At 56.1% G+C, this 13,581-nt stretch carries 9 protein-coding genes; 2 read left to right on the plus strand and 7 right to left on the minus strand.

Translation table 11 applies throughout. From position 1 onward, the window contains the following. Positions 1 to 54: 54 nt before the first annotated feature. On the minus strand, positions 55 to 1,110 hold the full coding sequence (locus L8F97_RS21675) for a glycoside hydrolase family 5 protein (RefSeq protein WP_242154723.1): 1,056 nt from the start codon (positions 1,108 to 1,110) through the stop codon (positions 55 to 57). A gap of 1,213 nt (positions 1,111 to 2,323) precedes the next feature. On the opposite strand from L8F97_RS21675, the gene L8F97_RS21680 reads away from it, so the two are divergent. Further along, positions 2,324 to 2,506, plus strand: a complete 183-nt coding sequence (locus L8F97_RS21680) for a hypothetical protein (RefSeq protein ID WP_242154725.1) — start codon at positions 2,324 to 2,326, stop codon at positions 2,504 to 2,506. A gap of 718 nt (positions 2,507 to 3,224) precedes the next feature. On the opposite strand, the gene L8F97_RS21685 is transcribed toward L8F97_RS21680, so the two are convergent. The 6 genes from L8F97_RS21685 to L8F97_RS21710 all read right to left on the minus strand — a co-directional run bounded on the left by L8F97_RS21685 (position 3,225) and on the right by L8F97_RS21710 (position 11,302). Next, positions 3,225 to 3,395 carry a hypothetical protein gene (locus L8F97_RS21685; protein ID WP_242154727.1) on the minus strand — a complete coding sequence of 57 codons (171 nt, stop codon included), beginning with the start codon at positions 3,393 to 3,395 and terminating at the stop codon, positions 3,225 to 3,227. A gap of 311 nt (positions 3,396 to 3,706) precedes the next feature. Continuing rightward, a complete protein-coding gene (locus L8F97_RS21690) occupies positions 3,707 to 4,732 on the minus strand; it encodes an N-acetylmuramoyl-L-alanine amidase (RefSeq protein ID WP_409929083.1) in 1,026 nt (341 codons plus the stop codon). Between the two features lie 1,820 nt (positions 4,733 to 6,552). Continuing rightward, complete coding sequence (locus L8F97_RS21695) at positions 6,553 to 6,987, minus strand: HIRAN domain-containing protein (protein ID WP_242154730.1); 435 nt, start codon at positions 6,985 to 6,987, stop codon at positions 6,553 to 6,555. A gap of 439 nt (positions 6,988 to 7,426) precedes the next feature. Further along, the gene (locus L8F97_RS21700) at positions 7,427 to 7,657 is read right to left on the minus strand and encodes a hypothetical protein (RefSeq protein ID WP_242154733.1); all 231 of its coding nucleotides are present in this window, start codon (positions 7,655 to 7,657) and stop codon (positions 7,427 to 7,429) included. A 1,161-nt stretch (positions 7,658 to 8,818) separates the two neighbouring features. Next, positions 8,819 to 9,505 (minus strand): PEPxxWA-CTERM sorting domain-containing protein, encoded by a 687-nt coding sequence (locus L8F97_RS21705; RefSeq protein ID WP_242154735.1) that lies wholly within the window; start codon positions 9,503 to 9,505, stop codon positions 8,819 to 8,821. 48 nt (positions 9,506 to 9,553) lie between these two features. Beyond that, positions 9,554 to 11,302, minus strand: coding sequence for a protease pro-enzyme activation domain-containing protein (locus L8F97_RS21710; RefSeq protein ID WP_242154736.1), 1,749 nt, complete (start codon positions 11,300 to 11,302; stop codon positions 9,554 to 9,556). Positions 11,303 to 12,156: 854 nt separating this feature from the next. Between L8F97_RS21710 and L8F97_RS21715 the strand changes: the two genes are divergently transcribed. Then, the gene (locus tag L8F97_RS21715) at positions 12,157 to 13,083 is read left to right on the plus strand and encodes a helix-turn-helix domain-containing protein (RefSeq protein ID WP_242154737.1); all 927 of its coding nucleotides are present in this window, start codon (positions 12,157 to 12,159) and stop codon (positions 13,081 to 13,083) included. Positions 13,084 to 13,581 lie beyond the last annotated feature (498 nt).

Genomic DNA, 13,581 nt, shown 5'->3' on the forward strand with positions numbered 1-13,581 from the left:
CTGTCAGAAGGATCTCACAACGTCAGGCTACTTGGGCCTACGAGCATCGCGCTCTCACTTCGCCCAGAAACGTTTCATCGCCGCCCAGAATTCGGTCTCACGAGTCTTCCGCCAAGCGTCCTTCGCATACTCCACTTTGAAAGGGTAGGCATCGTTCCAAGCCGCCCCGCCGCCCCAAGCGATCGTGCCGACGAGAGTGCCCTTGTACTTGTCAGTGAGGGCCGAGTAGGCGGCCAGCCATGCCTTGCCATCGAACGCCGGCTTACCCGATCCGTTCGCGAGCCAGCCGTGCGCGCCGCCGCCCATACCTATCTCGGTCACTGCGCATGCAAGGTGGCGGATCTTACAGGCGTCAAAGAAGGTCGCAAAACTGGAGGAGACGGTCGAGCCTTGGATTTGCGGGGCCTTTCGGCCCGCCTTCGCCTGATCGTTACCCGTCGTGGTTTGATAAAAGTGGCCGGTCCAGATGACCCGGTTGAGCGAGTCGATCGACTGCGGCCCGCCGATGGCGTCGAGATCAGTAAAGGCGCGGGTAGCGCTCCCCACGTTATTCCAGTCAGCCCAGCCGATCGCCAACTTATAGGTGATGCCCGTCGCGCGGAGCTTGGTGACGAGATCCTTCACTGAGCGAGCATAGTTCGGATCCCATTCCGAGCCGCCGCTCTCGTTTTGCAATTCCAGCACGATGTTAGCATTGTAGCCGTACGTGGCCATCAGCCACTTGCCGACCGGCAGCCAGAAGTCGCCGACTTCCTTGTCTGAGTACCAGCGATACTCGTGATCATCGAGGTAAACGGTCACGTTATGGGAAAGCGCGAGATCGATGACGGCCTTGAGCGCTGCCTTTTCCTTGGTCGGGTAGCCGTTGAGCTGGATAGTGTCGGCAACCGCGCCGTTGACGACGAGGTACTTCGATTTCAGCGGGACACGTAGGGAGCGAATACCACCATCTACGATATACGGCGCGACAAACCTTGAGCTGTCTTCGATGTAGCCGTTCTGGCTGTTCGACAGCGCCACTCCATTGCGGAACAGGCGCGCAGGAGTCGTATCTGCTGCGGCGGAGGTAGCGAGCAGGGCTAGGGCTGCGGCTAGTCTGTATCGGATCATTTATTTAGTCTTAATGAAGCAAGAAAGCTTTTCAAAGCCGATGCTGCGAGCTGCCGAGTAGCGCCCGTCCGAACGATCGTACCTTTATTGGTTCCTGTACGCTGGCGACGGCTTAATATGCCGAGTTGATGATGCCCTGCGTGCGCTTGGCGACCGCCGCACCGAAGGCACCAAACTTGGACGAGGTGGGATGCAGACCGTACCGCGGTCGACGCGCACCTTTCGGGGGCGGCAATTCGAAAGCAGATTAAGGAGATGCTCACAGCGGCACGGTAGACGGTGGCATAACCGCGTCGTTTGCCGGCTGAAACGGCTAGCACAAGCGGTATATCCGTTGCTTGAGCGCTCCCACGAAAGAGATTATGAACGGTGCACGAATAATTGCCGTAGGGCCTCCTCACTGAACATAATCTCAATCGGCTTGGGTCAGCTTTTAACCGCGCGATTTCTGTCCAAAATGACGGTATGTTCAACGATCTGCTCGCGCAGTTAAACGAGATACATATTGAGCCTTTGGGCGCGGGCGGATTGGTCGGAGCCAGGACGGCGAGGATCGCCCGTAGATGCCGAACGGCATCACCTGATACGTCGCGGCTGCACACCCTCCGCACTTCGTTTAGCGAGGTTGCTGTGGTCTTGATTGGTTGCGCAGGGACGCAGCGGTAGCGCCCGCTTGCGGAATAGATTTTAGCCGCACTTGCCCATTTTTGCGGATCGCATGATGATCATGGCCTCTCGAATCGAAAGACCCGCCATGCTCCGCCTCACGCTCGCCGTTGCCGCCGCCACACTTGTATCCGCGCCCAGCTATGCCGCGCCTTGCAAGGACGCCAAGGGCAGGTTCATGAAGTGCGCAGACAAGGCTGCGGCGACCAGTAGTGTGACCAAGGATGCGAAGGGCAAGTGCCATATTGCATCGGGGCCTAAGAAAGGGCAATTTACGAAGTGCTGAGAAGAGGGTCTCCGACGCGACTAAACCCCATCTCACATCCGCTCTCATTGGCTAACGAAGAACGCTGGGCTAAGGCGCTGGCGATTGAGCGCATCCACGGTGACAGGCGCGCGACTGGGTGATCGATCGCATCAAGCAGCTGGGTGCCGCCGGCCATGAAGCGGGCGTGGCGCGGTTCATGGAGATCATCGATCGCCTCGAGCGGATGCGCGATCCTGGAGAGCGCCACTGACCTTCGCTGCTGATTAGAAGGCTCTCCGCATGTGCAACCTCTATACGCTTAGGCTGTCTGCGGCCGAACTCGCTGAGCATTTCGGCACGGCCGCGTCGAAGGCGGGCGAGAAAGTCTACCCCGGCGCGCCCGGTTTGGTGTTCTGGGAAGACGGCGGTAGGCGCGTCATGCTGTCGATGATATGGGCTTTCCGCTGCGGCTCAATACTATGAGCCGCACCGCCAAGCCGAAGCCCCGTCAACAACATCGCCGATCTCGCCAAGCCGATGTGGAAGGAGCGAGCATCAAAGCCGCAATGGCGCGGCCTGATCCCGTTGACCGCCTTTGTTGAAGCGGAGGGACGGATAGGCAGCAAAACGCGGACCTGGTTCTCGGTTGTCGGCCAATTTTCTGTTTGCCTGAGCGGGGTTATGGCACGGCAGTGCAGAAGAGGGCCTGGTCTATTCCGGCGCGATGACCCACTGCAACGAGACGATCAGTCCGGTGCACGATCGTATGTCGGTCCTGCTGCACGCGGACGAATGGGACCAATGACTGCACAGCAGCTTCGACGATGCGCTGGCGTTCAAGCGTGGAGCTTCCCGGATCACCTGATTGTGATGGAGTGGAGGAGCAAACCTTGGTTGAAGCGGAAGGCCTCTATCGAGGTGTCGACGCTGATCTAAATATCGCTAGGTGTTGGGAAGTTGTCCGGCATCGTGCACTGCACACCCTGAATCAGATGCACAGGTTATAAGCTGTAACCTATAATTTTAGAACATAGGACGACAAGTCCTATCAAATTACTTTTAAACTATGGTGAAGAAGATCGCTAACAATGCCAGCACCGCTGCGCTGCTAGCTCCACACAATAAACTGAGTGGGCATCTTTACAACTCCGGATGTACTGAAAGCATGGAAGCACCTTATCATTAATCTGTCGACATGTCCTTACTCTTGGTGGCCTCGTGAGAGCGGCGACGAGATGTCTCTGTCGAAGGAGACTACCTCCTGCTTCGCAAGCCGTTCCGTGCGGCGACGCGGCCGGTCGATACTTTCGGTGACGAAGACGCCGGCGGCGGTCATTACGGCAAGTGCCAGGAGAAAAGCGTTGATAACCATGCCAAAAACTCTTTCCCTCACCGCGACCCTTACGGCGAGCGCAGGTGGATGCGGGTTGATGTGAAAACGGGGAGGCGTGCCGCTGAGCGGCGTGGATGTCGCTCCTTACTAAGGGACTTGAAACGCTTCGAAACGAACCCTTGCGACGCTCATCCGACACCCTCCAAGTTGTGGAGGCGAATAGCAGCCATTCGGAAAAATGGCCTAAATGACCATCGTTAAAGGGGTTTGAACCGCAATTGAGGAGCGGATATAGAGAAGGGCCATTTGCGCGGGGCAGTTTTTCGACAGCGTACCGGACCTCTCGAGGTTTATCGCAATGCCATGCGCCTAGCGAAATGTACCTCCACCGCGCGCGTGACGCTCTCGGCGATCCGCTCGCGCCCATCTGTACTATCGAGGAATTTGGCATCCTCGGGATTGGAGATGTAGCCAGTCTCGAACAAGATGCTCGGAACGTCCGGCGCCTTCAGCACCATTAGCGATGCCATGCGATGGAAGTTGGGCTTGAGCGGCATCAGCGGCGCCGCCTCGCGTCCTAGCAGCCGCGCAAAGCTCGCTGATGAGTTCATCGTCTCGCGTTGGGTCAGGGCGATTAGGATCGACGACACGTCGGTGTCTTGGTCGCCGAGATCGACGCCGGCGATCACGTCCGCCTTGTTCTCCCGTGTCGCCAGCCGCGCCGCTTCCTTGTCGGACGCAACTTCGGACAACGTGTACGCCGAGGCACCCCTCGCGTCGCCCGAGCTCACGCTGTCGCAATGAATAGAGATGAACAGATTTGCGTGAAGGTGGCGCGCAACCTCGAACCGCTTGCGCAGTGTCAGGTAGCGGTCGTCGTCGCGGGTCAGTGCCACGCGCACTCGGCCGGACGCCAGCAGCTCGTCGCGGATCGCCTTGGCAATCCTTAGCGTGACGTCCTTTTCACGTAGACCTGTGTCCGGTGCGATCGCCCCGGGGTCGAAGCCGCCATGGCCGGCGTCGATCACCACCAGCGGCCGATTGACAAGGGCGCGCATAGCCGAAAGTTTCAGAGCCGTGGTGGGTCGCGATGCAGGCTGGGATGGACGAGGGCCGCGCGCAGGGCCGGTGCGCTCGCCGAAGTGAATCGCGGAGAAGTCAAGCGGTACGGATTGTGTGGCACCCCCGGAAGCGGCATGGCGCGCTTGAACGCGACTGCTCGCGCCCGCAACGGGGCCATCGAAGCGCGCGACGAGACGGTCAGCGGCGATCTCTACCCCAGTAACCGTTGCAGCAGCGGCTGGCAGGGCTGTACTCATTGCCACAAAGCCCAGAACTATCCCAAACACCGGGCGCGCTTGGAGCCTCGTCACCATTTCCGTTCGATTCGAATCCACAATAGCGCAACACCCTCGCCGGCCGTAATTGATAACGAAGTGTCCATTCGTTCACTTTGCCGAACCGAGGTTAACACTTTGGTTACGGTACTGAGCCGATCTCCAACAGCCGTGTCGATGACGGGATGGTCGATTGTGGAAGAGCCACTGCTTTCCTTAAAAAGTCACGACCGAAACCGGCTTACCGAACGCTTCCACTCGCGATTGGAAGAGCGCACGCGATAATCGTTCAGGAAATGGCACTACGCTCACGTCCAACTACAATGCGCGCCCCATAACCAGCAGTTAACAAATCCTGCGGCAAGGCTCAGGCGAAGGAGCGCCGCATGCGGAACTGGATCTGGTAATTCTACGATGCCGCAGTTGCCACGGTGGTGGCGCTGTTTGGCGTCGGTATTGTGTTCACGCTGACCGCTGCGGTTGTACATCGGTGATGTTCTACGAGTTCCGGCATGGCAGCGTGTGAAAGGCTGCGGAATCCCGTTGACCTTAGGCTAGTCGAACTACGTACAGTTTCGTATCCGTTCAGGTTGAGACTTGTAATCGGAGTGGCGAAGGCTTTCTCCCTTCACCACCTCGGGCGTTCTGGCTTCGGCTTGGACGCCCTTTTTCGAAAGCTGCCTACTGGTTTGATGTCGGCGCTATAATGCAATTAGCCGCCATCGCCCCTGCAAAGGTTGGTGCGCGAGGGCGTCACCCGTTGTACCGATGGTCGCGTCGATACGATGCACGTTCGCTTAGCGCCCTATTGCCGCACTGCCCCAAGCGCTGGCCGTGCGCGCTATACTGGGATACCGCTACTCAAGACAACGTGATCGGCAGGGGTAGGGCGTGACGACTGCATTTAACGGGATTGTGCGCCAGCTGCGGCGCGCAGGCTGTTATGAAGAGGTATCGCCACCTTGAGGCATTAGCTGCCGGTTTAGCATGCGATCAAAACAAGCGGTCTGACGAGGAGATCGCTGCGACTTAAGACACGGAACAGGAGCGTGTGGTGATCCGACACACAAATGGTATCACCGCAGAACAAGCATAACGATGGTATACAGTATAACCAATGCAATCACTGCTAATCCGGCGCCCACAAGTAAGTCGTAAAGCCGCAATACCATTTTGGCATGCGCAATCTCCGTCGACCTGCGCTCATGGTTAGCTTAGCTTTCTTCGCGAGACTTACCTTCTACGCATTCGCGCAATTCCTTCTACACGCTGAAATTGCGAAGCCGATCGGAAATCGGATCTCGCAAAAGGACCCACAAACAAGGGCTTAAAGGCCAGGCAAAATAAATTTCGTTAGAGTAATTCGCAGATGCACAATTTCGTGAGTCGCTAATCAGTTGCCAACGAGCGCATAGACGCGTCGTTTAGCAACTAGCTCGCTACCAGATGCCGTTATCAGCTGATCAGATATACCGCGGTGCAGCACAAATCTTCCTTTTTTGCTGCAGTTGCTCCTGTTGAACTTTGCTGAGCAGCCAGACATTTAGAAGTGGTTAATGTGTTCCGTAACAGGTCAATCGATGAAATCGTCGTTTCGAGTAAGCCGGGCCAATCGGCCCTCACCTGCCACTATGAGCCAACAAGAAGCTGCGCGTAGCGTGCTGCCCAAAAATCGGGGTAGAGCATCTCTAGCGCCTGTCGGTAATCGTGGGGCGCCACAACATGAGGCGGAAGTTATGCGAGCCCTGACGCTTGCCTTGCCGGTTTCCCTGTTGTTGTGGGTGCCCTTCATCGCAGGTGCTGTTTATCTACTTTGACGGACGCGGGGCCGTAATGACAAGGCTTTCCACACAGGTACTTTAAGCACCCCACTCCGGCCCATCTTCGTCTGGCTGGAAGCTGTGAGGATCATACGGCTCGGACCTGCGCACCTGCCGAGGCGGGCGCGGCGTCACTTGCGACCTGTCTGTAACCGACGGCAGTGTAGGCGCGCCACCGCCGAACCGAACCCGAATGAACGCTGAACCACCGTCGATGCCTTGGAAGATCGCGACCACATCCTCGCCCCGAACGATCCGCAAGCCGACGTACAGTGCACGCTCAGCATTGACGTAGCCGATCTGCACGCCGTTTGGGCTGATCACCGCGATAGCGTTCGGATCATGCTTGTTCTTCGGCTCGGGCACCAACTCAATTGATGCGCCGAGTGGCGTCATCATTGCTTCAGACCGGCGGTTGCTGCCGTTTTCGTTGGGGAAGTCGATGCCGACGACAGCTAGGGTCAGTTCCTGCATGGGCGCGATATATGCCTGGTGGCGATTTGCGCCAAGCTGGCACCGGGCGATGTGGCCGCTTCATCTCTTCGACAAATGCAAGCTTGGCGCACGCGCGGCATTCACTCGCTTTAATCTCTCGGAAGTGAAAGTAACCTATAACGTTGGCTCCATCGATCCAAAGCGCGTCGGTGACTTAATCGTCCGGAACTAAGGACGCTTAAGGGTCTGAGCAGGGGTATTGGCAGAGGTACGCGACCACGCCGGTACCCCTGCGAAGCCTCCCGCTCGGCCGTCAATGCTTTGGTTCGACTGGGGGGTAATTGAACCGCTGCGCTCAGTTGAGAAGGTTCAGCAGCGACAGCGCGCAAGTGACCGCGGCGCCAATCAGCACTCCGAATGTCCAGCTGATCGGAGTGCGCTCAATCAGGGTGTCTAGCTTTTGCCACATACCAGCGCCCTAATCGGCGCTGACGATAGCTTCGTCGATCAAAACAGCATCGATCATTCGCAACCAATGCTCCATCGTACACCCGCCTGCGCTCAACACGGCTTTGTTCGGCTCGCGCATAGCGGCAATGCCCTTGCGAGCTCTGTCTACGTAGCTCGCCCACATCGGCATACCCTCATATCTGAGATCCTCAGGATAGCCGTCACAGCGGCAAAGCTCGCGCGCGACGCGCTCGATCATGGAATTACTATGCATAAGCTCCCGGCAGCCGATTCGCGCTGACAAACGCCCCTGTGCAAGTCGCGTGCGCGAAGTCGCGGGCATATAAGTTGTTCGACGCACGCGTCCCGCACATGTACGTTGTCACCGGTGGCCGCGCGGCATGGCAAATCAAGCAGTATCGTGGACACCCGGAAATAGCGCGCGGCCACGTTCTTCGGAGAACCGTCTGCCATGCGCGATCATTGCTCGAGCGAGCCTATGATGATGTTGATGCATTTGAAAAACGTGAGAGACTGTGGAACGGCTTGGGCTCAGCCCAAACTTCTGCTGACCTTGGGAAGCAGGATTCGAGACGTTCGATGAGTTGTGTCGCATGTCGCCGCGTCAGCTGTCTCAGTTGGCAGGCATCGGTCCTGTTGCTTTGGCATCTCTCCGATCCGCCTTAAACCCGTACGATGTTGATCGCGTCCATCGCGCACGCTCCTCGTTCTCACGCTCTTGTATCGCAGGCGTCTGTATGCGCAGCCAGACATTCATCGCGAGCGATGCTGCTGAGCGCTATTTAAACGAGGATCAAAAGCAACTAATCGATTGCTTAGCGGTAAACACTGTAAGCCAACGAGATTGAGGTAGAATTATCCGATCTACCGATCATGAGCATGTCTCTCGCTCCCGAAGAGCTCTCGATCATCCGAACTGCTCCGTCTGGTGTGTCTTGAGCCATCGCTGTCTTCATTCCCGTGGCGGCGATTTTTTCGTTGTAGTAAGCCACCACGGTTTTGACGTCGGCGTTCGTCGTGAGGACCACCGACTTGATCGCTGATCCCCTTTCTCCCTGCGTTATCACCTGAGCGGCTTTAGATCCGGGGAAAGCTGGGGCCCAAGCCGGTAAATCAGACGGCATTTGGATCACGCTCGTGTCTGAAGAGGGGAATATAGATGTTCTTCCATGCGAACTAAATCGTGTATCAAGTGTGCCATCAGCGCCATCCAGCGTTGCAGAATCTTGTGATCCGCAGCCAGACAGCGCAACGCATGAAAGGATTACCAGTAAAACCTTCATTTTAAGTGCCAAGCTTGATACGATTGCTGCTAGCCCCCGTTAATAGAAGGAATATTTTGGGACTACAGCCCTCTGCACAGTCATAGGTTGAGAGGATCGCGGACACTTTACTAGACTTATTGCTTATCTGATAAAGCTTCAAGGCCGTTCTGAGGTGAAAACCTCTTACCACGTCTACGCAGAGTTAGACCTATGGCAGTAAACCCAGCAAGCATCATTGCCCATGTTGCCGGCTCAGGAACAGCCGCTACCATCACATTGGTGGCATTGAAGTCAATGTTGCTATTGCCGGCTACAAGATAACTATACTGCGTCGAGGCTCCGCCTGTGTCGCCCTTACCCGTGCTTCTAAACAGTGTCTGGAGGTTCGCGGGCGCCGCACTATCTGGAACGATGTATGTTTGCAGGCTGTTTCCAAGAACATCGTATCCGTATGCGCTGATGAAATCTGGGCTTGTATATACATCCCCATAGTAGGACGGAGAGAAGGTAAAGCTGGCAGAACCGATCGTGAACATCGCGGAGGAAAGCACCGGCGCCGTTCCGAAAGCATCGCCACCCGACACTTCGTCAGACGTCCTGCTCGACGTGCGAGTTCCTGGAACTGACGTTGTATATGTCAGGTCGGCTCGAAGCCCTAACCCTTCCAAGTTTTGCCCGAAAAGCCCAAAAGTATTACCAGCATCAGACCCGTCGGTGATTTTACCGCTGTAGGTCACGCGATATTCGGCCGCCCTCACCATTTGCGGAATTGTCGCGAACATACCGACTACGGCGATAGCGCATTTTATCCGAACACTCATGATAATCCTCCTTCATCCAGAGCACGGTGCTTTGCCCTGCCTCGCGGTCTATGGATTGCTCGCGGTCTGCGGATCACCCGCTGCAGCAACGTCTTGCATGCCGAACAGTGCACGAACCCTCGGAGTCCCGTTACCAACCAGATAGGTGTATCCGCCGGCGGGAGCGGCGCCCGTCCACTTACCGTCGAACCCTGGAATGGAACGGTTGAAGACAGTTGCCCCGCCCGCGCTTTGCTGAGCTCCGGCCGCGTATAGGTAAGGATTTAGGTTCCCTACACGGCGTCCCGTCTTTTGTATGTAAAGGGCGGCAGCGCTCACAAATTGTGGAGAGGACACCGACGTGCCAATTACGCCGGCAAGCTGTCCGCCAATCGCTATGATTACATAGCTGCGGTTTGGGCCGCATGGGGTGAGGGAAATGCCGCCGGGGCATCCGCCCACGAGCATGCCGACGTCGGGAGTGGTGCGGAACGTTGAGGAACCAGTGTTTACCAAGGTTTGATAATCAGGTTTAGGAAAATAGACCGAGATTCCACCGCCCGCACCCCAAAACCCACCTGCTACGTTCGAACCGACGCCGTAAGGATCGTAGGCGATCTCCGGATCGCCTAATGCATTTTCCGACACATAAGCTGATTTCAGAGTAGGCGGCGTTCGAAAGCTAGTCAGCAGATTCCCACCGCCAACACCGGTCACATTCGGGCTATCGGAAGGAAATTGGATACTTGGGACGAAACGCGACGGACCTGTTCCGGCAAAGTAGTTTGTGTCTGGACAAGAGAGCCCCCCCTCATCTCCCGAGCTTGCGACGAACGTAATGCCTTGAGCATTACCCTGCTTGAAGAGGTCATCATATACTTGAAGCAGGGGTGTATAATCCTGACCCCCATTATATGCTGCCGTATAGAATAGCTCACAACCACCAAAAGAAGAGTTTACAATATCATATTGATTGCTCTCAATAATATGTATATACCCATCTATAATACTTTTATCAGAAAGATCTGGTGTGTTGACCAATGTGACCGAAGAACCGGGTGCGCCACCAAGCACCATCTGAACATCGAGTGAAGACTCAAAGGAAGCATTGGTGTCAAAAGGCGCTCCTCCATCTATAGGAACTCTTCTAATAATCGGAACCGGCTTACCAGTTATGGCAGTAAACTTTTCGTGATTGAAAACGGTCGCGATGTCGGAGTCTAAAACGTCATTAGACATCAAGACTGCTACACTCACACCCGTACCGTCCAAGGGCTTTCCATTCGCAGTCGCCTGGTACGATGGATAGTCGTAAGCCTGCTTTAAATCTGTGAACCAATAACCACCAGATGCGGAATTTCGGTTGTTTGGATCAGCGTTTGCCGCATACCGGGCGTTGGAATGCATGGGAGGGCGGCCAGAAAACATAACGACAGTAGCCCCCTGCGCCTGCAACTTGGCTGGTAGCGTTGGGCTGGTGTCTGGAACGATTCGGGTGGAACCGTTGCTGAATGTTGCGCGTGACAACGTTGAGCCAAAAGAACGTTTGATCGCTGACGCGCTTGCTGCGACCTGAAAAGAACGCGTATGCTGGGCAACAATAGTAAAGCCCTGCGATGTAAGCGCCGCCTCAGCCGTTGCCATGTCCTGCGCTGAAGGGCCGAATCGCTGATAAAATTGATTTGGGGTGAGCCAACGATGGTAGTCTGAAGTTCCCGATTTTTGTTGATCGCTTAGGAGTTTATCCAATTCGGCTCGATTTCTAAGCGGCAGGAACACTTCGAATGATACTTGTTGCTCGGCCGCAAGCGGCGTCATCGACATACGTTGTACTGTTGGAAGCGGTGCGGCTGATGCGCCCGAATTTCCGACGGCAGCCGCACACACAGCGAAAACGACGGAAAAGCCTCTTTTCATGGCATGGTCCCCATTTTTACAAGAACCATGCTAGTGTTAACTGTAAGTTAAGCAAGTGGTTAAATGGCAACAACATATCCCAGGATGCCACGAATCTTCGAGCCTAAGGCAACGGTACAACCTTTACGTCGACCCACTTGCCGCCTTTCGCGGCAGGTTTTCGGCTTCTCGCTTCCGTTCACCGCTTAGCTTGCTAGAACGTCCGGCCAGGCGTTCAAGAACGACCCGGAATGGCTTGAGGTGGTGGTTAGGCAACGGTCTGCTTCGTGGACGCAGGCGCAACTTGAGATGCTGTTGGTCTCGGCGCCTGTTTCCAGCCCTACCCTCCTGAAGGCGTGTTTATCCAAAAATTGCCAAGGCCAGCAGTGCCACCGCGTTAACGCTCGCACCCAAGATGATCCAGAATATGGCGACATCCTCGTTTCTAAATGCTTGAGAGTAGTCGCTGTTTCTGATGACTCGGGCGCTGCGGAGACAACACAGGAGAGTTAGTACGATTACAAGCGATATGAAGGCTTTGCTCATGGCGCCTCAACTTCGATAGCCAATAGCAACTGACAAAGATTGGCCGCAGTGAAGCCACTGCGATCGGTCGCGATCATCTAACTGCCTACATGGTCGCCGACGACTCGGATTCCTTACAAAAACTTGGACCGCTATCTTTGGAGCTTTAATGGCGCTGCTATACGAAAGCGCCGTAGTGAGGTATCCCATCATGGACGTCTGCCCCCACTTCGAAGTAGGTTCCGGACGCAATGGTCCCTAGCGGCAGCCTCACCCCCAGCATCGATCCGGCCGGCTTCTGCCTGCCGGCGGGTACCGCGTTGCGCTACGAACGATCCGCTGATGCCCTCCGCTCACTCGTGCCGAGCTACGCCGTCCTTGATTCCGACCCGACGATATTCAAAGGTCCTCACAGTTGGGTATTGCCCGGCTGGCCTCAATTATGGATTGGCCTGACGACCGGCAAGGTCACGGTGCAAACGCGCAAACGCCAGCCGAACGTTCTTGGTACGGCGATGCTGTTCGGCGGTACGAGTTGCGCCATGCCCACCACCTCGCAAGGTGGGGTGACAGTTGTGATTGATTTGACACCCGCCGGCTGGGCGCGATGGTTCAACAGGCCCGCTGACGGTCTGCGCGATCAAATTGTGCCACTTGAACAGCTCTGGTCGATGGAACGCACGGGTGATTTAGTCGCTCGTCTACACGCATCCGATCAAGGCGAGGCCGTGAAGTCGGTTCTCGACGAGTTCCTGCTCTCGACGCTGCCGCCCCCACATCACGGAGAAGCGTTCCTGACTGAAATCGTCATGAAAGTAGGAGAGAGTGGGTCAGCAACAGCCGCAGAGACAGCTGTAGCCCTCGGCGTATCTTCAGACACCCTTCTTCGGGTAACGAAACGGTATTTCGGTTACCCTATGAAGGTGCTTACGCGACGAACGCGCTTCCTGCGGGTCATCAGTGAGATGTTGATGACGGTCGAGCCTGTAGATCACGGTGTCACCCCTCCAGGCTATCATAACGTCTCTCACTTCCTACGCGACGCCGGAGAGTTTCTAGGAATGACGCCGCGTCGATTTCTCGCGTTGCAGATGCCCTATCTTCGTGCGGTGCTGCGGGCGAGGACGATGGTCATCGGGGCACCACTACCTCTGCTCGATTCAGTAGCAAAGCCTTAAACCGTAGGGAACGTTTCGATGAGGATAGTGATGCGGGCATGACGACGATGTGGTGACGCGCAGCATCATCAAATCTCGTTGGTGAGATCGTCAAGGTTGGTATAGCCGGTGGTGGGGGTAACGAACGCCGGCGTGCCGGAGGTTGCACGCGCGGAAATCCCGACTTGCCCTCCGCCCCCCCCCTGACGAACCTGCTAGTTACGCATGAGCTTCGAGACAGCCTCTTAGCGCGTCCCTAATCTGCTAGAGCACCCATACTTCCATAAGGAGGGCAAGTGCTGGAAAGACGAACGACAGCTATCAAGCAAAGGGCGCGGCGTATGGCTGCCACACCTACGCTTTTGACTTTACTTAGCGGGCCCAGAGTAGAGATGGTCGCGCTGCTCTAGGTAAACCACTTCAACAGTGCGTCCTTGGGAGGTGAAGAGCAGCGCAATTTCTTTTTAATGTAGTGATCTGCCCCCCGCTGAGTGGCCCAGAGACTATGATAGTCTGGAC

It is taken from the genome of Sphingomonas sp. BAUL-RG-20F-R05-02 (assembly GCF_022662305.1).
Lineage (GTDB): Bacteria > Pseudomonadota > Alphaproteobacteria > Sphingomonadales > Sphingomonadaceae > Sphingomonas.